This is a genomic window from Chlorobiota bacterium, from assembly GCA_016710285.1.
GTDB lineage: Bacteria > Bacteroidota > Ignavibacteria > OLB7 > OLB7 > OLB7.
The window spans coordinates 1,158,853-1,182,707 of the sequence record JADJXR010000001.1; the positions used below are offsets into that span (position 1 = coordinate 1,158,853).

General features: G+C 58.5%; 16 protein-coding genes. 7 read left to right on the top strand and 9 right to left on the bottom strand.

Annotated features, from left to right (window positions below; genetic code table 11):
• Window positions 1-269 precede the first annotated feature (269 nt).
• The 3 genes from IPM61_04115 (at window position 270) to IPM61_04125 (ending at window position 5,405) form a co-directional block, all read left to right on the top strand.
• Entirely contained in the window at window positions 270-1,892 is a 1,623-nt protein-coding gene (locus IPM61_04115; GenBank protein MBK8910494.1) for a DUF1800 domain-containing protein, read from the top strand.
• A gap of 58 nt (window positions 1,893-1,950) precedes the next feature.
• Window positions 1,951-3,498 (top strand): DUF1501 domain-containing protein, encoded by a 1,548-nt coding sequence (locus tag IPM61_04120; GenBank protein ID MBK8910495.1) that lies wholly within the window; start codon window positions 1,951-1,953, stop codon window positions 3,496-3,498.
• A gap of 368 nt (window positions 3,499-3,866) precedes the next feature.
• Window positions 3,867-5,405, top strand: a complete 1,539-nt coding sequence (locus IPM61_04125; protein MBK8910496.1) for a glycosyltransferase family 39 protein — start codon at window positions 3,867-3,869, stop codon at window positions 5,403-5,405.
• 7 nt (window positions 5,406-5,412) lie between these two features.
• On the opposite strand, the gene IPM61_04130 is transcribed toward IPM61_04125, so the two are convergent.
• The gene (locus tag IPM61_04130) at window positions 5,413-5,838 is read right to left on the bottom strand and encodes a cupin domain-containing protein (protein MBK8910497.1); all 426 of its coding nucleotides are present in this window, start codon (window positions 5,836-5,838) and stop codon (window positions 5,413-5,415) included.
• A 179-nt stretch (window positions 5,839-6,017) separates the two neighbouring features.
• Here IPM61_04130 and IPM61_04135 point away from each other — a divergent pair, with 179 nt between their 5' ends.
• Window positions 6,018-7,550, top strand: coding sequence for a hypothetical protein (locus IPM61_04135; GenBank protein ID MBK8910498.1), 1,533 nt, complete (start codon window positions 6,018-6,020; stop codon window positions 7,548-7,550).
• A 111-nt stretch (window positions 7,551-7,661) separates the two neighbouring features.
• On the opposite strand, the gene IPM61_04140 is transcribed toward IPM61_04135, so the two are convergent.
• A complete protein-coding gene (locus tag IPM61_04140) occupies window positions 7,662-9,179 on the bottom strand; it encodes a hypothetical protein (protein MBK8910499.1) in 1,518 nt (505 codons plus the stop codon).
• Window positions 9,180-9,416: 237 nt separating this feature from the next.
• Between IPM61_04140 and rsmI the strand changes: the two genes are divergently transcribed.
• The 3 genes from rsmI to IPM61_04155 all read left to right on the top strand — a co-directional run bounded on the left by rsmI (window position 9,417) and on the right by IPM61_04155 (window position 14,806).
• The gene (gene rsmI, locus IPM61_04145; protein MBK8910500.1) at window positions 9,417-10,127 is read left to right on the top strand and encodes a 16S rRNA (cytidine(1402)-2'-O)-methyltransferase; all 711 of its coding nucleotides are present in this window, start codon (window positions 9,417-9,419) and stop codon (window positions 10,125-10,127) included.
• Between the two features lie 112 nt (window positions 10,128-10,239).
• Window positions 10,240-10,890, top strand: coding sequence for a hypothetical protein (locus IPM61_04150; GenBank protein MBK8910501.1), 651 nt, complete (start codon window positions 10,240-10,242; stop codon window positions 10,888-10,890).
• Between the two features lie 205 nt (window positions 10,891-11,095).
• Window positions 11,096-14,806, top strand: a complete 3,711-nt coding sequence (locus IPM61_04155; protein MBK8910502.1) for an AAA family ATPase — start codon at window positions 11,096-11,098, stop codon at window positions 14,804-14,806.
• 288 nt (window positions 14,807-15,094) lie between these two features.
• On the opposite strand, the gene IPM61_04160 is transcribed toward IPM61_04155, so the two are convergent.
• Genes IPM61_04160 through IPM61_04190 form a run of 7 tightly spaced genes read right to left on the bottom strand, consistent with a single transcriptional unit; the run spans window position 15,095 to window position 23,479 of the window.
• The gene (locus tag IPM61_04160) at window positions 15,095-16,123 is read right to left on the bottom strand and encodes a hypothetical protein (GenBank protein ID MBK8910503.1); all 1,029 of its coding nucleotides are present in this window, start codon (window positions 16,121-16,123) and stop codon (window positions 15,095-15,097) included.
• On the bottom strand, window positions 16,120-17,493 hold the full coding sequence (locus IPM61_04165) for a hypothetical protein (GenBank protein ID MBK8910504.1): 1,374 nt from the start codon (window positions 17,491-17,493) through the stop codon (window positions 16,120-16,122). Before IPM61_04165 ends, IPM61_04160 begins: the two co-directional genes overlap by 4 nt.
• Window positions 17,490-18,293, bottom strand: a complete 804-nt coding sequence (locus tag IPM61_04170) for a hypothetical protein (GenBank protein MBK8910505.1) — start codon at window positions 18,291-18,293, stop codon at window positions 17,490-17,492. Before IPM61_04170 ends, IPM61_04165 begins: the two co-directional genes overlap by 4 nt.
• Window positions 18,294-18,348: 55 nt before the next feature.
• On the bottom strand, window positions 18,349-19,956 hold the full coding sequence (locus IPM61_04175; protein ID MBK8910506.1) for a metallophosphoesterase: 1,608 nt from the start codon (window positions 19,954-19,956) through the stop codon (window positions 18,349-18,351).
• 15 nt (window positions 19,957-19,971) lie between these two features.
• Window positions 19,972-21,447, bottom strand: coding sequence for a GMC family oxidoreductase (locus IPM61_04180; protein MBK8910507.1), 1,476 nt, complete (start codon window positions 21,445-21,447; stop codon window positions 19,972-19,974).
• Entirely contained in the window at window positions 21,444-22,337 is an 894-nt protein-coding gene (locus IPM61_04185; GenBank protein ID MBK8910508.1) for a hypothetical protein, read from the bottom strand. The genes IPM61_04180 and IPM61_04185 overlap by 4 nt, the downstream gene beginning before the upstream one ends.
• Window positions 22,334-23,479, bottom strand: a complete 1,146-nt coding sequence (locus IPM61_04190; GenBank protein ID MBK8910509.1) for a DUF362 domain-containing protein — start codon at window positions 23,477-23,479, stop codon at window positions 22,334-22,336. The genes IPM61_04185 and IPM61_04190 overlap by 4 nt, the downstream gene beginning before the upstream one ends.
• Between the last annotated feature and the right edge of the window lie 376 nt (window positions 23,480-23,855).

Sequence of the window (23,855 nt, forward strand, 5' to 3'; positions counted from 1 at the left end):
TCTTCTCCCTTCTTTTTTCCCTTTCTGCGCTTGGTGCCTTTATGGTGATACTCAATCCTTCTTCCCAAACCCACGTTACGTTCGTTCGCGTTCGTGACTCACCCCAAAAGCCCCACCATCCGCAGTTGGATTTTCCCCTCTCACTTTCTATCACAATCGTGGGAACCGAACGTGCGGAAGCGACTCCAAGCCCCCTGCCTCCCCCATTTTTTTGACAAGCAAGCAAACCGAACTTCTCAACCAATACATTCCTTTTGGAGGGATAACCGATGGATCGCCGAAACTTCCTAACCTTTGGAACACCACGCCGCGCCACCCCCCAGCAGGGGACGCAGACAAACCAACGGAATGGCGGGGCGCAAAATCCCCCAGCATTCCTACGCCGCACAACCGCTGGGCTTGAGCCATACAGCGGGCCATTCACCTACAAAGAGGCCGCGCACCTGTTGCGCCGCTGCGTGGTTGGTCCCACCGAAACCGAAATCCGCCAGGCCGTGACCGATGGATTTGAGGCCACCATGCAGAAACTGTTCACCCCGTTTACCCCTGCGCCAACGTTTATCCAAGATTGGGTTGGGCAGGATCCGCAAATCCGCCCCGCCGATGCAAGCCAAGCCCAAGCCTTCCAGGATACCGTCTTTCAGCATCGTGAAATGTTGCTGAAATGGTGGATGAACACCATTGCCACTTCCCCCACCTCCATCCAAGAGCGAATGGTGATCTTCTGGCATAACCATTTCACCAGCGAGATGCAGGCGGTGAACATCGCCGAATTCATGCACACCCAGAACCAACTGTTCCGCAGCATGATGTTTGGCAACTTCAAGCAGTTCGTCAAGGATGTCACCAAAGACGTTGCCATGCTTATCTACCTTGATGGAATCAAGAACTACAAGCAAGGACAACGGAGCAATATCAACGAGAACTACGCCCGCGAGCTTCAGGAACTTTACACCATGGGGGTAACCGATTGGGATGGGAACCCGAACTACACCCAAGAAGACGTTAGCGAAGCCGCGCGTGCGTTAAGCGGATGGGGATTTAGCCCCAGCACAAAAGGAACGTTGTATGCGGGGCTGAACAGCCTGTTCCTGACGCAGCGGTGGGACAGCGGAAACAAGACCTTTTTGGGGAAAACCGGAGCATGGAAGGCGGATGATATCGTTGATATCATCTTTGAGCAGCGGGCGGATCAAGTGGCAAAATTCATGTGCGAGAAATTCTACCGCTGGTTCGTGTACGACATCCCCGACCGCACGATAATCACAGCAATGGCGGAGACGTTCCGGTCGAATAATTGGGAGATCAAACCGGTGATTGAGCAGCTTCTGCGAAGCGCGCATTTCTTTGATGACACGAACATCGGCGCGTTGGAGAAAAGCCCGGTTGATTACATGATCGGCGCAATCCGCCAGCTTTCCTTGAAGGATGTGCCGGACTTCAACGGGCAAACCGGGCGCGCCACCCAGGACCTGCGCAACCGGATGAACACACAGGGGATGGTGCTGTTCGATCCGCCAAACGTGAAAGGCTGGCCCGGCGGGCGCACCTGGGTAAGCACCAGCACGCTTCCAATCCGCCAAAAATTCAGCATTGACGTTGCCGATGGCGTTCTGAAAAATCGCCAAACCCCGATCTACGGTTTCGACCCCATTCCCTTTGCCAAGCAGTTCAGCGACCCGAACGACCTTACGGCCCTAAGCAACGAAATGGCGCGGTTCCTTCTGAACACCGAGCCATCGGACCAAGAACGCCAGATGTTGTTCGACACGATCCTTGACGGGGGGAAGGATTACGAATGGAAGATTGACGACCCGACCCAGAAGCCTGATGTCCGCATCAGAAAATTCATCAAGGCCGCGGTCCAATTAGCGAAGTATCAACTCTACTGAGCGCGATGCCAGACGTATCCAATCAACCATCAACACAACCGAAATCAGAAGAGGAATTATGAAACGCAGAACGTTTATACAGCGGCTTGGGGCAACGGGCATCGTGCTCCCGATAGCAATGGGCTTCCCCCGCGTTCGGGCTTTTGCCAAGCCCCCCGCCAACTCCCATTTCATGGGGCTTTTGGGCGCAACCAACGATAACGTGATGGTGATGATCCGCCTTGCCGGCGGCAACGACGGCCTGAACACCATCGTCCCTTACACCGACAGCACTTACTACAACGCCCGCGCAGGCGACAGCTTGGGAATCCCCGAAAAAGATGTGGTGAAACTTCCCGACAGCGCAGCACTTGGCTTGCACCCAAGCCTGGGACCGTTGGCCGAACTGTACACCGAAAAGAAGTTCGCCATTGTGCAAAGCGTTGGTTATCCCAACCAAAATCTTTCCCACTTCCGCAGCACCGATATTTGGTTAAGCGGAAGCGATTGGAACGTTTATGACAACGCCGGATGGTATGGCAAGTACTTGGAAAAGGTCTATCCCGATTACCCCGACGTGCTGCCATCGGACCCGTTTGCGATTGAGCTGGGGACCTACCTAAGCACCACGCTGATTGGGGAGAACAACAACATGGGGGTTGCCGTCGCCGACCTTTCCTACATCCCAGGCCAGCCCGATAGCGACCCCGTGCGGGGAACCCACGCGGGGGAAGAAGAAGCCTACGTGCGGGAGATTGCGCGGCAATCCAACGTCTTCTCGAACGCAATCCTTAGCGCGGCCATGCGCCAGCTTACCAACAAAGTGACCTATCCAACAGGGAACGTGCTTGGCACCGCGCTGGCATCAATCGCACGGTTAATCGCGGCGGGGCTGAAAACCCAGATGTACATCGTCAACATTGGGGGATACGACACGCACTCCAACCAGCTTGAAGCCCAAGCCAATCTCCACAAAATTTTTGCCGATGCAGTGAAGGCGTTCCAGCGGGATATTGAGGCGTTTGGGCTGGACAAGCGCGTCTGCACGATGACCGTCAGCGAGTTCGGGCGGCGCGTGGCATCGAACGGTGGCGGAACCGACCACGGATCGGCAGCACCGCTGTTCGTGATTGGGACGAACGTCAACGGCGGACTGTTCGGCACCGCGCCAAACCTGACAGACCTTGAAGGACCGGGGAATATCAAGATGCAGTTCGACTTCCGGCAGATCTACGCATCGGTGTTGGGCCAGTGGTATGCCGCGCCGGAGGAAATGATTCAGCCCGGGCCGCTTCCGCGCCACTTCGACCAGTTGCCAATCTTCAAAGCCAGCAGCCCAACCGGAGTGGATTACGCCAACGAAGCCGCCGCAGGCATGACGCTTGGCCAGAACTACCCGAACCCCGCAAGCAACGGAACAACCTTCCCAATCACAGGGGTCCCAGCCGGCGCGGCTGCGCGGCTGACGATCCACTCGTTGGATGGCCGGGAAGTGTTCGCGCAAAATGTCCCGGCTGGGCAATCCAGCATCTACTTCGACACGCGAGTGCTGGCACCGGGAAGTTATATCACCACGCTGACAGCAGGCACGGCACGCCGCACCCGCTCGATGACCGTGGTCCGCTAATCATAAACATATTGGGTACAGAGGGGGGCAGCCCTTCCGGCAATTGCTGGAAGGGCTGCGTTTTTTGTGATGCCTGGTTCTGGCTGGTGATTCTTCTACTTATGGTTTCTGCTTGCGACCTTCCAGCAGCTTTGCGGGCAAGAACAGCGGCTTGAAAGATTCCGTGACGGGCTTCCGATGAAGGCTTGCTACGCCGCCAGCCTGCTGTATTTTCCCTTGCTTCTGCCAACTTGCTGCGTAGGAATATCCGTCCTGATTCTACTGACATGCGCATGCCGTCCAATCGTACACCTTCTCTCTTTCCAGCACTCTTTGGTTCGGAGGAATCCCGGCTTCCCCGTTGGGTTTGGCTTGCTGGTTGGTGTGCAATGGTGCTGCTGGCACTTCCATCACTGATGGCACCGATGGATATGGATGGCGCGTTGTTCTATATCAGCGGCCTGAAGATTCTGCATGGCCAAATCCCCTACCGCGATTTCTTGGACCTGAAGCCGCCGGGGATTTACTACATCTACGCCGCTGCCATCGCGCTGTTTGGGGAGCATGGCTGGGCTATCCGGCTGCTTGATTTTCTGGTTCAAATCGGAACGGTTGCCCTGTTGGTGACGATGATTCGCCGCACTACCCAATCCGATCGGTGGGCGTTGCTTAGCGGGTTGATGTACGCGTTGCTCTATTTCAGCCAGCTGTTCATCTACATGGCGCAAGTGGAGTGCTTTGCCAACCCGCTCCATATCGGAATTCTTTGGCTACTGCTGAAACCCCGAACCCCACGCAACACCCTTGCTATCGGATTGCTGATTGGCTGTCTATTTCTGCTGAAAACAAGTTTCATAGCGGTTGCCGGCGTGGCAGTAGTGGCGTATCTATCGGAGGCTGAAGGGGGATGGAAAGCGCGATTGCAGTGGATAGCCCTAACCGCTGCCGGGGTTGCTGCTGGCGGGGTAGCACTTGTGGCCTATCTTCTGCTTGCGGGCAATTTCAGCGATTACTTGGCAATGCAGGCGTTCGTGAAAGGGTATGCCTCAATCCAGTGGGCGCACCCACTCCAGCTTGTACAAAGCGGCATTCGCGAAATTCCCTGGTACTTCAGCAACACCTACTCCATTCTCTTCTCACTGCTGACGTTTGCCGGCATTGCAGCGGTGATCGCTCGCCGCCCGGCCATGCCTTCCGCTATTCCGCAACCCGACCAAAACTCTTTGCGGCTGCTTCGCTATTCCACCTTGATTTTTCTTGCCCTGCTGGCAACGATAATCGTAGAAGCGAAGTATCTAAGCTGGCATTTCTGCCGATTATTTGCCCCGGGAATGATCCTTGCCGGATGGGGCGGCGCGATAGTACTCCGGCGATTATCCGCAGCGCGCCGCACCGCAGTGGATTGGGGGATTGCTGGGGTCATCGCCGCTCTGCTGCTGGTCTTTAGCCCGATTACCCGATACCTGTATCACAACCACGGCAACTACATTTTTGCAACCAACGGGGAAGCGGCGTTCGACCAATTCATCCAAGCAGATTCCATCAGCTATCGCTATGCCGAATACCGGGCGATTGGGGAGTATATCCAACAACACCGAACCGATGGCGACCACTTGTTTGCGGCATCGGGAGCCGGCGCAATGGCGCACTTCTACGCCAAGGATCTGCCAGAAACAAAGTTCTATCACACCTGCTTCCTGATTGCCCCCTACACCCCGCAGCAGTGGCGTGCCGAGGCCACTTCCTACCTGCTCACCAATCGCCCCCGCTTTGTGCTGGCCCAAAACGACGCAATGCCCCACATCACCGGAAACGACAGCACCTCACTTCAGATGCTTCGCTCGCTGCCCGGGGTGGACTCGCTTCTGGAAAACAGCTACCGCATCGTCTATCAATCCGCCATGACCCGGCTCTACCAGCGGAAGTAGCTGCCCCTTACTCCAACCGGCGCAGTTCCTGCAGCGTCCGCTCGTTGCGGACGTTCCCCGTGTTCAGCGTGCTGGCTGGCTCGAACAGCAGCAGATGGACCTCCTGCTCGGCAATCGGCAGATGCTCCACGCCGCGTGGGACGATGAAAAACTCGCCAGCTTCAATCCGGACCTCACGGTCGCGAAGCCGCATCAGCAAGGTTCCTTTCAGGACAAGGAACAGCTCATCCTCCTGCTCGTGATGATGCCACAAGAACTCCCCGTGCAGCTTGGCAACTTTCACCAGCTGCCCGTTCAGCTCCCCAACAATCATCGGCGACCAGTAGCTGCCAACAGATTCAACAGCATCGGCAAGATTGACTTTTTCCAGACCAGAGCTCCTACGATTGGTGCTTCCAGAACTGGCATTTTCAGGGTTGAATTGTTCTTGCATAGCGTGTTGAAGGATTACGGTGTGAGTTATCAGAACGCAACAATGATAGCCTTTCTTTTGCAGCCCGTTGGCCGTTCGATAATTTCCCCGCCAAACTTGCAGAAGCCGCGCAGCGATTGCAGCCATTGGCAATCCGGCACAGCCCATCCGACCTTCACAGAAAACAGCCTCACAAGAATATGTCCACAGAGCTTCAGGAACCCAGCATCGCCCGGCAGGAAAGCAACGAAGCGTTCGACGCGCTTCAGCAAAAACTGATTCCCCTTTGGAAGTCCATTCAAAGCCTGAATCACGATGAGCAAACCATTGTGATTATCCCATCGTTCGCCGTGGACCTGCCGCTGAAAGGGAGCGAGCTTCAGGCGTACGAGGAGCGTTTTCTGTTCCTGCTGTTTCTGCTGCGGCAGCCGCGCGCGCGGGTGATCTACGCCACCTCGCAGGCGATTCATCCATCGGTCATTGATTATTATGTAAGCCTGCTTCCTGGCGTTATCGCAAGCCACGCACGCCGCCGGTTGTTCCTTGTTTCCCCGCTTGATGCTTCCACCACTCCGCTCACCAAAAAGTTGCTGGCGCGCCCACGGTTGCTGGCCCAGATTAAAGAGTTGATCCCCGACAGCGAGCGCGCCCACCTTGTCCCGTTTAGCACCACCGACGACGAGAAGGAACTGGCCTTGCAGCTGGGAATCCCGATGTACGGGGCGGACCCCAAGTTCTTCCCGCTTGGTACCAAAAGCGGCTGCCGGAAAATCTTTGAGGAAGAAGGCGTTGCCCATCCAATCGGCGAGGAGGATTTGTGGAGCATTGATGACCTTATCGCCGCCATTGCCCGGATGCGTGCAAAGAAGCCGCGGCTGGAACAAGTGATTGTGAAACAGAACGATGGAGTAAGCGGGTTCGGCAACGCGCTGGTGGACCTTCGCCAGCTTCCCCCCGCCGGAAGCGATGCCGAGCTTGCCGCCATTGCCGAACGGCTCCACTCCATGCAGTTCGATTCCCCCGCCGTGCAGTATGCCAGGTACATCAGCGGGTTCCAGGCGCAAGGAGGGATTGTTGAGGAACGAATCGTTGGCCAGCAGTTCCGCAGCCCCAGCGTCCAGATGCGGGTGACACCGCTTGGGAAGGTGGAACTGCTTTCCACCCACGACCAATTGCTGGGGGGGCCGGAGGGCCAAAGCTACCTGGGCTGCAAGTTCCCCGCCAACCCAGAATATGCCTTGCTGATAAGCCAAGAAGCGATGAAAGTTGGGGAGCGATTGCAACGCGAAGGGGTGCTGGGGCGGTTTGCCATTGACTTTGTTGTGGTCCGCTCCGAAGGGGAAGCATGGCAGCCATACGCGATTGAGCTGAACCTGCGGAAAGGGGGAACAACCCACCCGTTCCTAACCCTCCAATTCCTTACCGACGGGACCTACGACCCGATGACCGCAGAGTTCACCGCGCCAAGCGGGCGGAAAAAATTCTTTGTGGCAAGCGATCATATCGAGTCGGAGAAGTACCGCGTGTTCACCCCCGATGACCTGTTCGACATCATCGTGCGGCGGGGCCTCCATTTCGACCAATCACGCCAAACCGGAATCGTGTGCCACATGATGACCTCCCTTGCCGAGTGCGGGCGCATGGGCTTCACCGCCGTTGCCAACTCCATGGAGGAAGCCGAAGCGTTGTATCACCGCGCCATCGAGATTCTGGACCAAGAAGCCAACGGATAACGCCAGCAGCGGGCAGCCCGATTCAACAACAGATCAAAAACAGAATGGGCAAGAAGCAACATCACTGCTTCTTGCCCATTGTTTTTGCGCGAAGGTTCGCCGGAAAACCAGCTATGGATTTTGGCTCCCTTCCTGCACGTTTCTCACCTGTGGTTCCGCCGGTTGCTCCGCTGGTTTTTCGGGCGCGACGTTCTTTGGCGGCTGGGTTGCGTTGGGGTCAATATCCTGCACGCTGGGCTGCTGCGGCTCCGTTGCCGTGGCGGAGCGTTGTTGGCTTGGCTGTGCCTGGGGGGTGTGCGGGTCCTGCGGCTCCACTGGTGTTTGTTTCTGGCCTATCTCATCCTGCTGCGCACGTTTCAAGGCTTCGGTATCGGCCACGGATTCGGCAGGCTTGTTTTTGATGTATCGGCGGCCGTAGCTGAAGCTCCGCCGCTCCCCTTCCACATCGCTGAAGGCTTTCCGTTCATCGCTCATGTAGCGGTGAACCTCAATCGCTTTTTGCGGCTGCTTGGTGGCGTTGTAGGCGTTCATCAGGATGCGCTCCACGCGGTCGCGGATTTCCTGGCGGCGTGGGCGTTCCTGGATTTGCAGCCATGCCTTCTGCTCGTACACCGGCTTGATAACCGACAAGGCGGCGCGGGGCTGGCGTTGCGCTTCGGCGCGGGCAACCACGCTTTCAATTTTTGGATAGGGGTCGTATCGGCCCAGGTCGTCAACGTGGCTTCCTAACTTGCGGATCAGGGAGTTCACCGCGCTGTTCATCTGGTCGGGATCGGGGATGTCGGTATCCACCAGCGCGCTAGAGTTTGCCGGCGGAAGCAGCTTAACGGTCATGCGTTCCTCGTTCAACGCTCCCCGTTCTTTCAGCAGATAGACAATCGCTTGCACGGTTTCCAGATCAAGATCGGTATCCACCATTCCCAGCCCCATCCGCAGCAGAACATCCCCTTTGGCACCGGTCAACATATCGGCACGGCGGATTGCTTGGGTCATCAAAAATTTCCCCTGGTTGTAGGAACGCTGCACGTCACCAAGCGCGTAGCTTTTGCGGTGGCGCAGAAACTGCAGCGCGGTGGCGGGGTCCTTGTAGCCCAGCAACTCCAACACCCCCATCACCTGGCTGAAGGAGACCTCGACGTAGTAATCAATCTTCCGTTTTTTTGCCAGCCGGGCCACGGCTTTCATCAGGCTGTTGCGCCCCCGAAGCGCACGGACGTTGGCCATGAACGACAGATCATCGGGGATGCCGTAGCCGCTAACCGGGGTTCCGCGTGGGATTGATTGGATGGTGACATCCACCGGCTCCTTTGTGTGGACCGTGACAAGGTGGATAGCGTCGGCATGGTTGTCGGTGCTGGCCACGCGGTTGTCAAGGCCAACCAGCAGGATGTTCAATTCGGCAGGAAGGGAGTCGGCACGGGCGATGATCCCATCGCTGTACACAGCATCGTACAGGTTATCGGTGACAACCGTTGCCGACACCACCGGCGAAGGAATCGGCGTAACCCAGGAGGCGGCTTGCCAAACAGCAATGCCAAGCACCACAAGCAACAGCACGCGCAACCAGCGGCGCTTGCGGCGTGGCTGCGGCTGTTCGTTCGGCGCGGTAAACGATAATTCTTGTGACATAGCCCGCAAAGATAGGGGAATTTGATCCTTGATTATCAAGCAACATGGATTGGCCTTGCACGCAAACCACCCCGGAAGGTTACGGCCCGGCACGGCCCTGTTTCCATCCCGCAGTGCAATGGCCGCCGGTGCGTGCCTGCTTGGCCACCGTTGCGTGGTTTGGTAGCTTGGCCTTGTATTCACAGGGTTCCGAACAATCCTGGATGCGAACAACGGACCAACGAACATCCGAACGCCTTGCCTACTCTCTACATCATACCAACCCCCATCGGGAATCTTGAAGACATCACGCTGCGGGCATTGCGGATCCTGCGTGAAGCCCCAATTGTTGCCTGCGAGGATACCCGCGTGACCGGAATGCTGCTGAAGCACTACGGTATTGAAGGGAAACGACTGGTCAGCTGCTACAGCGGAAACGAGCAAGGGCGAATCCCTTCCCTGATTGAGATGCTTCGGGTGGGCCAGGACGTTGCGCTGGTGAGCGATGCAGGAACCCCAGGCATCAGCGACCCCGGTGTGCGGCTGATCTCCGCAGCGATTGATGCTGGCATCACGGTTGTGCCATTGCCCGGGCCTTCGGCGGCAATCACCGCCGCGGTGGCCGCAGGGCTTCCAACCGATTCGATTTTGTTTGAAGGATTCCTCCCCCACAAAAAAGGGCGGCAGACCATGCTCCGCCGGCTTGCGGAATCCGAAAGCACAACGATCCTGTACGAATCCCCCTACCGCGTGGTGAAAACTCTTCGCGAACTTGCCGAGCATTGCGGCAACCACCGCCGCGCTGCGGTCTGCCGCGAGCTTACCAAGATGTTTGAGGAGATCAACCGAGGGACATTGCAGCAGCTTTATCAGGAGTACGCCGGGCGGGGATCCATCAAAGGGGAGTTTGTGTTGGTGATTGAAGGGAAGCAAAAACGGGCGAAGGAAGAACCCATTGCCGAAGAATAATCAGCCCACCCAAATGCTGCGCATCCACACCATGCTATATTTGCCGACCAATTGCCGAAATTTTTCAGCAAACCAGACACACGAACCAAACAGATTGAAGGAGAACAACTCAATGAAGTACGTTGGAACACTACTGCTGGCCGGGGCGATGATCGCCGGCTGTGGCGAGAAAGCCAAGGAGATTTCGGAGGCGATGAAGACCGTTCAGGAGATGCCAAAGATTGCCGAAAATCTTGAGCAGAGCCAGAACGAGATGGAGAAATTTATGGCCGAACGGGCCGCCAAAGGGGACACCGTGGCAATGCCTTACGCGGAGCTTCAGAAGTTCCTTCCGACCGCGATTGACGGCTACAAACTGGAAGGGGAACCTTCCGGAAGCCAGCAAAGCATGGGGGCGTTCTCAATGTCCATGGCCGAACAGAATTGGGCCAGCACCAGTGGCGACACCAACAACCCCGCCCGAATCCACGTGATCCTTTCCGACTACGGCGGGACCGGTGCCGGATATGGCGTGGCAGGGCTGGCGTTTACCATCCAGTCGCAGAGTGAGGACAACACCCAAAGAATGCGAACCTACAAAACGGACTACCCCTACACCTACGCCGCCGAAACTTTCCGCAAGGACACCAAGGAGGCAACCGTGACCATGGGGACCCGCTACCGCTACATCATCAACGTGCGGGCCGATAACCAGACCGAGGACCAAACCCAAAAGGTAACGGCCATCGCAATGGACATCGCCAAGAAGCTGGACGGGAAATAACCGGAACGCCAAGCCAGAAAAACAGCAAAGGCACGGAAGCACCAAAGCTCCGTGCCTTTTTTCTTTGCTGGTTCGGGTTGGCAAAAAAACTCCCCGCCAATCGTTGTCCATCACCCCGCAATCCAGTAGTTTTCCGATGCCTGCTTGAATGCTGCGTTGATTGCTTACGCCGGATGTTCCCAACCACTGTTTCTTTTCCCTCAGTATGCCTTACGCTGCTTTGCCTTCGATCCCTTTTGTTGGCCGCCACCAATTGCTGCAACGCCTTGCCGAGCTATGCGCCCGGCTAGAAACCGAGAACGACGGGGAACGCCGGTTGGTGCTGATAGAAGGGGTGAAAGGGGTTGGCGCAAGCCGGTTCCTTGATGAGTTCGCGCGGCAGCTTCAGCAGCAGGAACGTACCTACCCGCTGCGGGCAACCTACGGCCAAACGCTTCAGCGCTATCCATTGGCCCAGCTGTTCGACTCGTTGGACCACCTGCTGGCCGATCACTTCCCAACCCGCCGCCTGGTCTCCCTTTTTTCCGATCCCGCACACGCCACGCTCCTCGCAAAACTCCCCGCAACCTCCGAACGCATTGGGAACGATGATGACGCAGCCACAAGCGGTTCCGCCGATGCGGCCACGATTGCAATCCATCTTGCTTCGCTGTTGGCCCAGGTGGCGAGGCTTCGGCCTGTGGTGGTGATCATCGAGGATGCCCAGTGGATGCCGGAGCCGGACCAGCAAGCGTTGCTGGGGCTTCATGCCGCGCTGGACGATGCGCCATTGCTGATGATTGCCGCCCGATGCACCGATTACCCAGAACCCTCAATCCTCCACCAAACCCGAATCGAACGGATGCTGCTGGACCGGATAGTGCTCCCGCCGTGGGAACACCATGAGATTTCGGCATTGCTCTCCCAACTGTGTGGTCCCCGCCTTGCCACGCGGCTTGGGGAGCCATTGTGGCGCGCAACCGAAGGGCTTCCCGGGCGGGCGATTGACCAGCTGCGGCGGCTTGCGGCCAACGGAACCATCACCCAGGAAGAACAAGGCCAATGGCAACTTCATGCCGATGATCCTTCACTCCTTTTCTCCGCAACCAGCAACGGGCTTGCGACGGCGGCGAACCAGCCGCGAACCCTCTCAAGTTCGCAACGGATATTGCTGGCATTGCTTCACTGCGCTGGCGGGGTTGCCTCGGTTGCCGAGCTTCGGCAATGGCTTGGCGCGGTTGGCGGTGGTGGCGAAGATGATGGGGAGCAATCCATCCAAACTTTGCTTGCTGAGTTGCAAGAAGCTGGGGCAATCCGGCTGCCGCTTCTTCCTTCGGGAAAGGTGATGTTTTTGCGGCAGGAGATGGGGGAAGAAGTGGAGCAGGAGCTTACCGCACAGGAACTTGAGCAGATTATCCGCGCAGTGGTGATTCCCGAAGCCGAGGCGCAGCGGATGCACCGTTGGATTGGCGCGCCACGGCTTGTCTGCGCGGTGATTCGCCAAGTCCCCCGCAACCAGCCGGAGCTTCGCCGCCGTGTGTTGGATCCGCTGATCGGCCCAAAATTGCTCCATGAATTTGATGGCGACACCGCCGCCCGGCATCGCGTGTTTACCGCCATGCTCCAGGAGAAAGAAGGGTTAACGGAGTTTGAGTATGCCACCACCCTTTCGCGGATGGCATCGCTGCTGCTGTTTACTGGGCATCATGGACAGGCGATGGAGTGCGCCACGCAGATGCACGCGCTGGCAACCACGCTCCCCGAGTGCGCGCCGCTCCTTGCCGAAGCCTGCGCCATGCTTGCCGGAACACATCTCTTTGCCGACCGAACTTTCAACCCGACCCCGCTGCTTGCCGAAGCAACCGCCGTGCTGGATAGAATCGCCGACGAACGGGAGCGGCAAGGGGTCGAGCTGCTGATCGCCAAAGTTGAATGGAACACGATACCGATAGACCAGCCGCACCATGCCTTGCAAGTTGCGCGGCGGATGTACCACCTTATGGCCAAGATTGGAACGCCCGGCAAGTATGAGATGTTGGGTGAGATTCCGATGCGAGCGGCGCGCCTTCGCGACGGCGAAACCTTGCGCCACTACTGCAACGAGTTGCTGAGCAGCATCCAGCTGCAGAACACCCCGCCGCCGTTCATCGCGCTGTTCAACGCGGTGCGCTCGGCCCACGCGTTTGGCGATTTTTTCCTTGCCCGCAAACTCTACTCCATTTGGCACGGCTCGGCAACGCCGCTAAGCGTGCGGGACTTTATGGCGCGGAATATCCTGAACGCGTTGTTTGCCTTCGACGACGGCGACACCGAACGCGCAACCCAGGGGCTGCAATCGGCAAATGCGGAGTACCGCCGCCACCGCGGGCTTGGCGAAGGGATGTGGTGGGACATCCTGTTCCTTCATGCAATGCTGATGGGGCTGCTTGTTCGCGCCCTGATGATGGCCGGGCGAAGCCGGGCCGCAACCGAGCTTATTGACCAAACGATTGCCGAATCGGAAACGGACGGAACCGCAGCACGCTACCCCGACACCATCCGCCTGCTTACGCTTTACCGGTTCTACCTTCGCTGGCGGGAGCAATGCGGTTTGCAGCAAGCCTCCCTGGCCTGGCGCGAATCGCCATTGCCAGCAACGGAATCGAACCAAAGGGCGAACCACGCCACACCAGCCGCCGCCGAAGCCGCACAGGCCTACCGCCAGCGGAACAACGAGCTTAGCCACGTTGCCGCGCCGCCGGTGATGTTTGTTGGCGAAATGCTGCTGGCCACCATCGAGGCCGCCGAAGGGAAATTCGAGGCCGCCACCGAGGCGATACACCAAGCCGAGGAGCATTGCCGGCGCATCTACAACTACCAGTACGATGTGGAAATCCAGATATCGCGGATTGCCCTTGCGCTGCGCCGCGCCGCCGCAAACAATGCTGCAAACAGGATGGAGACGGCAGCACGCCGCGAGCTAATGGATGATGTTCGTGGATTGATGCAAGGGCTTGCCGAACGTGGTGTCCCCGAGCGGATTGAGCGGGTGAAAGATTTCTTGGCGAACGAGGCCACCGATGCCGACCTTGCCGAGCAGATTCAGCGGGCCGGAAACGGGGCGGTTTCTGCGGCGCAGGCGGTGCTGCAGAACAGCCGCTCGGCAACCAGCGGGCCGGTGAACACAGCGCGGATATTGGTGATGGGACCCTTGCGGCTGATGCAGCCCCACTCCTACATGGAGCTGTCCGACAGCGCGTTCGACCGCGAAACCGCGCGCACGCTGCTGGCAACGTTGGTGGCGGCCCAGATCATGGGGCAGACGCTTACCCGCGAAGAGCTTGCCGGAAGAATCGCCCCAAAAGCCAAAACACCCGAGCAGCAGAAGAAGGCTTTGTACAACGCTGCCAGCGCCGCCCGTGCCGCTTGCTGCTCTGCCGACAGCATCCTTCCCGCTGGGTCCAACAGCCTGGGGTTGAACACCAATCCCGAAGTCCCCGGATACGTTTGGGTGGATGCAATCGAGTTGTTGAAGCTGGTAAGCTCCGGGCGGCAGCAGGAACGCGCAGGGGCAAGCAGTGCGGCGTTCAACAGCTACCGCGACGCGCTAACGATTGCCCGCCGTGGCGACTTCGCTCCGGACTGCTACGAAGACTGGGCCGACCCCGCACGCGAACTGCTTCGGGCACGGGTTCGCGATGCGGTGCTGGCAATGGGGAAGCTGGCCTTGCGGAACGGGCTGTACACCCCGGCAATCGAAGCCGCCACGGTCCAGCTTTCCCGCGACCCCTACGACGAAGCGATGCACCGCCTGCTGATGCGGCTTCACAACGACAGCGGCAACCGCTCCGCCGCGCTGAAGCAGTTCGACAAATGCGCCAAACTCCTGAAACGGGAATTCGATGCCGAGCCGGAACGGGAAACGATGAAGCTGCGAACAGAGATTGTGAAAGGGTGAGGTGGCGACAGGCGGCTTCGGCCTGACCCTGCCTTGCGCCCCCCTGCTTCGCCGCAAGCGGCGAAGCGTCCCCCCAATGCTGGGGGGAAATGGGTTCTAGAAAAATTCCTTTCTCTCCGAAATCCACGCCACTTCCGCCAGCCCCTCCCCCAGAATTGGGGGAGGCGGGGAGGGGGCTTGCTGCGGTGGCGGTCTGGTACGCCTGGCCGTGTTCGGTATCACCCCCACCCAGTAATTTTGGAACGCCGGGTAGGGGCCCCGACTTTTGTCGGGGTTCAGTCAGAACCCCTACTTCCCACTAACCCCCTGAAGCTCCGTCACAAGAGCATCCATTGTCATCCCTCTTACCTCCAATTCTTTCCTCCAAGGAATTTTTGTGAAGCGAAGGAGCAACCGCTGCTCCTTTGCCCCCTTTTTCGGAGCTTCTTCCCGCAGCTCCATTGTCGCGCCGGTGATGCTCCACGGGTGGGCAACGTTGAACGTCGCCGTCGTTCCATTGAACTTCCATTCCCTGATGCTCCATTCCTGAATCGGCATGCCGTAGCCGTCGCAGATGCTGATGGTGCCGCTGTCGCTGCCGCTGTCGCTTCTGCCAATCGTTATCACCACCCCCAAATCCCGCTCCCGCGTCGAGTCCCACGTGGGGATTGTCACCACCTTCGGCGATGAAGGAGTTGGAGATGTTGCAGGACCTGGGTTCATGCCGCAGGCAGTTGTCAGCATGGCATCCACGGCACCGCTTAACGCCCGGCTCATGGCGGCGGAGTAAGGGTTTTGGCTTGTGTCGCTGGCATCACCCTCCTTTTCTATCATTTTGGTTGAAGGCTCTCCAGCCGCAGGGGAGAACTGCACAATGGCCGCGATGGTGGCTCCACGCGGGTCGTCGTCTTCATCCTTATCAACCTTCACGGAGAAAGCGCGCAGATGAACGGTGACGCGAAGATCGGCCTGGGCAGGGTTAGCAACAAGCGTGACCTTCCCTTTCCACCGATCCGACACACACGCCGACATCACCGCTTGGCGAAAAAGCTCGCTCGGGGTATCGCGCCACTCCTTCGAGCCATCTCTGCGAAGTGACTTGTTGGAGAGTTGCAGCTGCATCACCACGTCATCAATGGCTCCGCTGGCCGTCACCTCGTCAAGGTGGAGCTTGATGGAGTTCTGGCAAGAATCGCCCCCGCGTAGATTGCCATACAGAACTGGGTAGAACGTTGTGGTTCCGCACCCGCACCACGCGGCACACGCAGCAAGCAAGCACCACCGCAGAAGGCCGATCCCGAACGGGGTTTTCATCCAAGCATTTTGGAGCTGAATCATGGCAGTTTCCTCCGGATGTCGTTAATCAATCGGTGCAGCGATCGCTCCGCTTCTTCCACCGCTTTGGTGATTCGGGCAACGTCGGCGTTGATCTCATCCACATCGTTTTCCAAGTGGGGAAGCGTTCCGGCACGGATCCGCTGGCTAAGCTGCTGGAACTCAAAAACCGCAAGCTGAATCCGCTCGATCGCCGCCTGCGCATCAAGCAATGTGCGGTTGATTTGCGGAATCGTGGTCTTCTTCAAATCAATCGCCGCAGTGTCAACATCCCGCGCCATTGTGCTAACATCCTTCAAGGTTTTGGTCAGGTCATCCGATGCATCCTGGATGTTGTGGATGATGAAATCCAGCCGTGTGCGCGGCGCGGATTGTACCCCTTCCGGGGTTGCCGCAAAGGTGTTGAATTCGTCCGTGATGCTGTCAATGTTCGCCAGCGTGTTGTTCAGGTCGAACAGCACGCGCTCGTAGCGATTGGCTGGCGGGGAATTGATGCGCGAGCGGGAGAAGGCGTAGTCGGTAAGATTGCTGGCGACTGCTTCAAGATCGAACCCGCCAATGGCGGAAAGCTCCGGCGTGCTATCCCCCCGGGCTTGCCCCCACTGCTTTGCCACGATTGGAGCTTGGGCAAACGATGGCTCGATTGCCAGCGTCGGCTGGGTTATCCCGAAGTTGGAGCTAAGCCGCAACCCCGCACCAACCCCAAACCCAGAACGTCCGCCAAGTTGTTCGGCAAGAATCGCCGTATCCACCGCGGCCACCACACGGGTGAACACCGCCGGCGGATTCCACTGGATGGTAAACTGGCCAACGCCCAGCCGTTCCCCCTCTTTGATCCGCACCCCCACCTTCCCTTTCCACGATGAATCGCGGGGGAGCTTCGCAAGCGGTTCCCCTTCCAGCAGGATTGCATTGTGGGGCGAATCGGTTGCCACATCGCCCGCCGTTGCTCCAGTAATCAGCCATTGGGTTTTCTCCGGAAATAGGCTTTCCATTGGCTCAACATGGAACGTGCTGGTGGGCGTTGCCACCGCTAGCGCGCTGCCGTCGAAACGGAGCGTTATTTTGGCCGAGATGATTTCGGCAACCTGGCCCGATTGCAGCGTGATCGTCTGGCTGCGCAGGGGAAGCCCGTTGCGGCGGATCACCAGCTGCAACCCAACCTGGTCGTACACCACCGAATCCACAAACCCAATTTTTGCGCGGTGGAACATGATGGGTGCGTTCCGATCCACGCCGGCAACACCTTCGAACCAGGCTTCGCACCGGACCCCGTGGTACGTGGTGCGGTTCAGCAGCCAGGCCGCAACCGCGCCGCCAACCAGCAGCAGCACCACCACAAGCCCGCGAATTTGGCTATGGTTCATACTCATGGCAGAAAAGCGATTAGGAATGAACAGAGCAATGACATCATGCTGCTTTCCCAAGCGGCATCGTAGCAGTCCTCGCAGTTGGGTTGTTCTTTGGCGCGCCGTCCGTCGCGCATGCCCAATGCCGAGGCAATCAGCACAATCATCGCTGCCGAAGCAGCGCAGCGTGCCGCGCCGTGGTGGATGCTGGAGCGCAACCCGTGCTGGTCCACAAACCCAACCACCGTGCCGATTGGGATTTCTGAAATTTCCGTGAGGCTCCCCTGGCCCAGATATCCAACCAGCAAGCCCCAGCAGAGCAAAAGGTAGAAGATGATGCTGGCAAGAATCCCGCCAGCAAGGCGCGGCATCACCTCGCGTTGCAGCTCGGCCAACCCGTTGGGGCTTTCTGGCGCGTGAAGTATCCACGCCCCGACGCCGGCCAGATATTTCGCCACCAACGTTGCCCCTTGCCGCGCCGTGATGACGGTGGCCAGCACGATGGGAAGAATCGTTCCCAGCAACAACGGCAGCACGTTGGACTGGAACGTTGGGCGGGTAAGCGGACCCAGCGAGCGGGAGATTTCCCCCACGCCCCAAACCGCCACCGCCACCACCCCAACCACCGGCAGCAGGCTGCGAAGAACCGATTTGGTGAAGGATGCCCCGAACGCTTGAAGAGTGGTTTTCCACCGTGCGGAACCAACGTCGGCAAGGGTGATGGGGAAGGCGCGGAGCAGTCGCCCGACGAACTCCACAATCGTCCACGGGTTTTGCAGCCAAATGCGGTCGGCACGTTCCAGAAGGTTGCCGATGATGCTCATAACTTCAGGGTATCCGTTTGCCCTTTTGCGGGGCGGTGTTCGTTACTCACGTTCGTTACTCACGGTGCAGCACTGTTTGATTGTCGGGGCGGCGGGCATCGTCGTTCCAGCAATGGAGCCCGTCGGCAACCAATCCCCCGGCGGGGTTGCGCACGCACCGTAGGAAGGTGAAGGTCCGATCCACGCGAAGCTCCGCGCTGTTGGCTTGCACAATCGGTATCCAGGTCCCGGTGTTGAAAAAGGCGTGCCCGTTGGCTTCGATGATTTGGTCCGGGTTGTGAGTGTGGCCCATGGTGACAATCGGGTAGCGGCGGCGCAAGGCTTGCACCCCCTCATCATCGGTCATCGAGTCAATCCCCATCAGTTGGATGTTGGAGACCATCTGCCCCAACAGGTAGGAAGCGTACGCGCTCAGGAAAAACCGGATGATAACGTCCCCCACGCCGGGCGATATGATAGCGTCCCCCGCGCCGGATGATAGGGTCGTGGTGATTCCAATCCAGTAAAGGAATTGATTCCTCCAATTTTCGCAAGCCAGTATCGCCGCAATAATCACCGGTCCGAACACCGCCGCCGCCTGCCAGATCAACCGCCTGAACACGTAGTTCGCCAACGCCCTTAAGTACGCCTTGTAGTACCGCCCACGAATCAGCCGGAACAGCAGCGGGATATGCCAGAAAATGATCTTGATTCCCAGCCAAAAATTCTCCCGCAAAATTGTCGGGATCACGTTCTGCGTGGGGCGGACGTTGTCCATGAACGGGTGCAATCGCTCGATCCGGTTCAGCAAGTAGCGGTTGAAGAATGAACCGAAGGGGATGTTAAGCTCCGGCTCCACTTTCTTCATGGGAAGCGTCGGGGGGCCAATCACCCTGGCGTTGCGGTCGTAGCGGTGGCCATGCTCGATGTACAGGCTCCCCTCAATCAGCAGCGCGTCGTCAATAAAATGCAGGCGGCCAAGCACCACCTGCTGCAAGGCCTGGGCAATGGACGATGGATTGTTGTTGTTGGCGGCGATATGCTCGGCAAGAATCAGCCGCAAAGTGTTCCGCACTTCCGGCCAGTACCATTCCAAATCGTGGTTCCCTTTGGTGATAACAATCTGGTTCCCGCGCGCCAGCCAACTGGCCAGCGATTGGAACAGCAGCTGGTGGCCATGATTGGCCAGCCAGAGCTTCCATGCCGATTGCGGGGCCGAGGTTCCCAGCCCAAGTTTCCGCTGCCGCCGCGAGACGCTTCCGCGCAACGCCGCCGGGGAAGCATCCCCCCCCCAGCCGATGGTTGTTAGCAGCGTTGACCACTGCTGCATCTGCGCCATAATTGGAATACCGTTCTTGTCGAACGGGACCTCGATAATCCGAAGGAAGTCAACAAAATCGCCGTTGATAACCAGCACGGTTGGGCGGGCGGTGTTCGTTGGGTCAGCAAGGAATCGGGCAAGGGCATCGTCGTAGAAAAAATTCTCCGGCCCGGTATATCGCCCGTCGGAATGGAGGCCCTCGGCGATATGGAGATCGCTGATAACGATAACATCGTGGCCAGGGAACTCCATCTCCACAACGCTGCCGTTTCCGTTTGGCCACTGCTGCTTCTGCTCATGCTCAATCAGCAATGTGGGAATCTCTTTCCCGCCAGGTATTGCGATGTTGCGTGGGTGTGTCATGGCTTCTTTCCATTCTTATGATGATGCTTGTGCAACGTGGCTGGCGGCCATCCACGACAACGCCATTACGGTGGCCTGGCAATTGGCCCTGATGTTGGTGGGGAACAGGCTTGCATCGGCAACAAAAAGGTTGCGGAAGCCATGCACGCGGAACTGCTGGCCCACCACTCCGGTGGCCGGGTCGCGGCTGATGGTGCTTCCCCCTTGCGGGTGTGCCGATCCCAAAATCAAATCGTCGGGGGCTTGCACAAGCTGGTCCAGCCGGTGGAAATCGTTGGGGTGATACAGGTCAATGTGGCGGAAGGTCCCCGGGAACACCGCCACCGCACCTGCGGCGAAATAGAGGTCCGACAACATCCGCATCCCTTTTTTCATCAGGCCAATCTGGTCCTTCCCGAACTTCAGATTGATGACGGCGTTCCCCTTTTTGTCCAGCGTGATGCTTCCGTTCGGCGGCGTGGCCACCATCACCCCCGCCTGCGCGAAGTAGCGGTAACGCTCCATCCGCTCGATGTGCGTTGCGAACCACCCGGGAAGGGTGATGGAGAAAGCACCGGGCGGGGCAAAAAATGTCTCCATCACAATCTCCGGATCGTCATGGAGCAGAAGGCTTGTTAGGCCAATGCCGTCGAAATTGTTGGCGATGGAGGGCATCTGGGCGGTGAGTATCACCCCGCCCAACGCATGGAACCGCCGGCCCACCTGCCCGTTGGCGGTGATGCCGCTTCCCAACAGCAACGCCGACGAACCGATTGCCCCGGCACAAGCCACCACGGCATCGGCGGTGGCGGTTTGTTGTTTCCCGTGCCGCGTGAAGTCAATGCCTTCGGCGCGGAGCTTCCCGTCGCTCTCCCGTTTCCAACGGATGGTCACGTTCTGGCAACTATCCAGCACCGTCGCGCCCAGCTGCTCGGCCCAGGGGATGGTGGTCACCAGCATCGAGAGCTTCCGGTTGTAGCGGCAACCGTAGTTGCACCAGCCGCAGCCGATGCAATCCTTCCGGTTGTGGCGAAGCATCTTCCCTTGCATCCCCAACGCTGCGGCCCCATCCAGAAATGTTTTTGCCCCACTTGATGCCTCGTTCGTGGAGCTTGAAGGGTCGAACGGAGCGATTGGAGTAACGTGCAGAAGTTCTTCCAACTGATCGTAGGCATCCTCCATTGCGGCGCGGTCAAGCTCGGCACCGGCGGCCTTCCATTCCGGAAGCACCCTGTCCAAATTGGGGCGCAGCCAGATTGCGTTGTTAATCACCGTGGACCCGCCAACGGTGCAGCCTTGCATAATGGCAACGTCGTGGTCGGCAGTGGTTTGCAGGCCCCCCTGCTTGTAGATTCGGGGGATCATCTCCATCTCGTTATGCTCAAAACTTGTTGGGTCCTCGTACCGGCCACGCTCCACCACCAACACGCGCAACCCCATCTGCGACAAGCGGTAGGCCATCACCCCGCCCCCCGCGCCGGAACCGATCACGATAGCATCATAGTGGTTCATTGCGTTGGGCCTCCATCATCGTTTTGTGGATTGCTGTTTTGTGGGTTTCTGTTTTGCGGGCCCTGGTTGTTCGGAAGCGGATAGGTGTATGGCGTTTTGTTCAAGCTGGTGCGGCGTTCGCCGGCATCAACTTCGGTGTAGCCAACCGAGCGGCGGACATCGGGATGGGTGTAGAAGGAGAAGGTGGTCAGCAGCTTCAGCGTGCGGGCAACGTCGCGGAACGGGCCTTTGGACCAGATCACTTTCTGGACAACTTGGCGGCGGCTGTGGGTCCCAAGCTCGCTGAATGCGGCCAACCGGAACACCAGCAACGGAGCCAGCCACTCCACAAGGAAAAGCACAAGCCGAATATCTTTTTTGATTGGTGAGTCAATGGTGGCCAGCAGGTGATCGGTCCGGAGCGCGACGGCGATGGGGTGAAGCCGCTCCTTCTCATCGTCCAGCATCACATCGGCAACCTGCACCACCGTCTGGAACTCACGCAGCGTCAGGTAGCGGGGGTTAAATCGGGCGCGCACAGCTTCGCGAAGGGTGATGATGGAAAGGGCGTACTGCGCCGCCAGCCCCGCCCCAACAATCGCGCCCCACCAAGACGATTGCAGCCCCCCCAACAGAAGCCACGCCACCGTTAGCAGCAGCAGCAACCGCAGCCCCATGTTCAGCACGGCGCGGTTTTGCCGCACGCCACCGCTTCCCAATCCCAGCAGCAGCCCGCAGGCAATCGTGGCGCAGGCGGTGGCATCGCTTGGCCGCCCAGGGTGGCCAAACCAGTGGGGGAAAATTATCCGAAGGACTCCCAGCACCAGCAGCATCCACGCGAACAGGTTAACCATGCTGGAAAGGAAGACTTCGTTGATGTTGTAATCGTAGCGGCGCATCGGATAGATCATGCCGGAACCCTCCTGGCGTTGTTTGGTGAAGGTGCCTTCTTCTCCCCCAATCGCGACAGCCACCCGGTGATGGTTTGCAAGATTCCGAAGAACCATTGCCACCGGCTAACCGGCGTGAATCGTTTATCCATTCCGCTTGCCATCGCCCGCGACATGAACCGGCTTAGCCAGTAGAATTCCTCCATGGCGTTCATCGCCACCACCACGAACGGGCGGACGTTCCCCCACGGGGTCCAGGGCGTAAGGTCCCCGATGCGGGTGATCTGGATGGTCCCCCAGCGGTGCATCGCTTCCTGCAGCACGTAGTTGTGGGCGGGGTTGATCTCCATTTTTTCGTTGGCGGTCCAATCCAGCGCAAAGATGTTATCGCTGGCGAAGAAGGTCTCCGTTCGGTTCGGGTTTCCGTCGCGGACGTGGCCGGTAAGCCCGTCGCCGCTGACCCACGCATCAAGGAAACCGAAGTGGATGGGAAGGCGTTCGGCAATCAGCACGGCGGATTCGTAGAACTCAATCCCCCTGCCGTGGTAGTGGCGCATCTTGTCCCACTGCGGCAAGCAGCCATAGACGTTTTTGATGCATCCGGTGAAGAAGCATTGCCAGTGGCTTTTGTTTTTGGCGAAGGAGATGCGGTAGTCGGCATCGTGCCAGATTTTGCCGGCGGGACCATGCCCCAAACGCCCGCCGTAATCGAACGGGACGGTTTCCTGGGAAAGATCCACGATGGAGTAGCCGTTGCCGGTGTAGCCGCAAATTTCGCGAGCCACGTTCTGGACGGTGCGGCGTTGGTAGGAGTAGTTGTACACGTTCTGGGCCTCCACCACGGCAATGGCCGCGAATCCCTGGGCACGGATTGCGGCGATCAGTTGCTCCACCAACGCGGGGTCCGTATAGACCGGGGAGTCCGCAAGCGATTCCGAAGCCGTCATGATGTTCGGCTTGATAGCAATGGCGAATTGCTCCTTCGGTATCGGCTTCCCATCGCCCCCCTTGCTCTTCTCCCAATGGTCCAGCAAGTGTTGGATGAACCCCGATTGCTCCATCGCCGCAGCGAAGGTCGCGTGCTTATCCATCCCCTGCTTTGGCGTGACGATGTGGACGGTGGAGTTGCGCGAATAAATTGGATGCAGATGTTCTGTGCCCATGCTCAATAAGGTCAATGCGTGGTACAAGTAGGTGTGTGGCGGCGCGGGCTGCTGCCAATGCTTATCCCCCACCGTTGGAATGGGAAAGCACGACAGAAGCAAATAAGTTCCGAGCACCAACGATGCGGCTCCGAAATGGAACGCTCATCGGCCTGGTAGGCAGCAATACGTGAATGCGGCCTGCGTGAAATCAACAGAGTATGGCGGCGTTGCTGGGTGCGCGTGCCGGAACGGCACAGGCAGCGTCGTCAAGAGTACCAGAGAAGGAGCTTCCCAGATCGTGTGGCAATTGCGGGAAGCGTACACCGACGAAAATCCGTTCGTTCATTCAACGAACGCCAGAAAAATACGGGGCGCAGACTTCAGTATCCAACAG

What these genes read in the sequence shown, in the direction of transcription:
- IPM61_04155 (MBK8910502.1), top strand. Translation starts at nt 11,096, where the DNA reads ATGCCTTACGCTGCTTTGCCTTCGATCCCTTTTGTTGGCCGCCACCAA.
- IPM61_04190 (MBK8910509.1), bottom strand. Translation starts at nt 23,479, where the DNA reads ATGGGCACAGAACATCTGCATCCAATTTATTCGCGCAACTCCACCGTC.
- IPM61_04130 (MBK8910497.1), bottom strand. Translation starts at nt 5,838, where the DNA reads ATGCAAGAACAATTCAACCCTGAAAATGCCAGTTCTGGAAGCACCAAT.
- IPM61_04175 (MBK8910506.1), bottom strand. Translation starts at nt 19,956, where the DNA reads ATGACACACCCACGCAACATCGCAATACCTGGCGGGAAAGAGATTCCC.
- IPM61_04125 (MBK8910496.1), top strand. Translation starts at nt 3,867, where the DNA reads ATGGTGCTGCTGGCACTTCCATCACTGATGGCACCGATGGATATGGAT.
- IPM61_04140 (MBK8910499.1), bottom strand. Translation starts at nt 9,179, where the DNA reads ATGTCACAAGAATTATCGTTTACCGCGCCGAACGAACAGCCGCAGCCA.
- IPM61_04170 (MBK8910505.1), bottom strand. Translation starts at nt 18,293, where the DNA reads ATGAGCATCATCGGCAACCTTCTGGAACGTGCCGACCGCATTTGGCTG.
- IPM61_04135 (MBK8910498.1), top strand. Translation starts at nt 6,018, where the DNA reads ATGTCCACAGAGCTTCAGGAACCCAGCATCGCCCGGCAGGAAAGCAAC.
- IPM61_04120 (MBK8910495.1), top strand. Translation starts at nt 1,951, where the DNA reads ATGAAACGCAGAACGTTTATACAGCGGCTTGGGGCAACGGGCATCGTG.
- IPM61_04180 (MBK8910507.1), bottom strand. Translation starts at nt 21,447, where the DNA reads ATGAACCACTATGATGCTATCGTGATCGGTTCCGGCGCGGGGGGCGGG.
- IPM61_04150 (MBK8910501.1), top strand. Translation starts at nt 10,240, where the DNA reads ATGAAGTACGTTGGAACACTACTGCTGGCCGGGGCGATGATCGCCGGC.
- IPM61_04115 (MBK8910494.1), top strand. Translation starts at nt 270, where the DNA reads ATGGATCGCCGAAACTTCCTAACCTTTGGAACACCACGCCGCGCCACC.
- IPM61_04160 (MBK8910503.1), bottom strand. Translation starts at nt 16,123, where the DNA reads ATGATTCAGCTCCAAAATGCTTGGATGAAAACCCCGTTCGGGATCGGC.
- IPM61_04165 (MBK8910504.1), bottom strand. Translation starts at nt 17,493, where the DNA reads ATGAGTATGAACCATAGCCAAATTCGCGGGCTTGTGGTGGTGCTGCTG.
- IPM61_04185 (MBK8910508.1), bottom strand. Translation starts at nt 22,337, where the DNA reads ATGATCTATCCGATGCGCCGCTACGATTACAACATCAACGAAGTCTTC.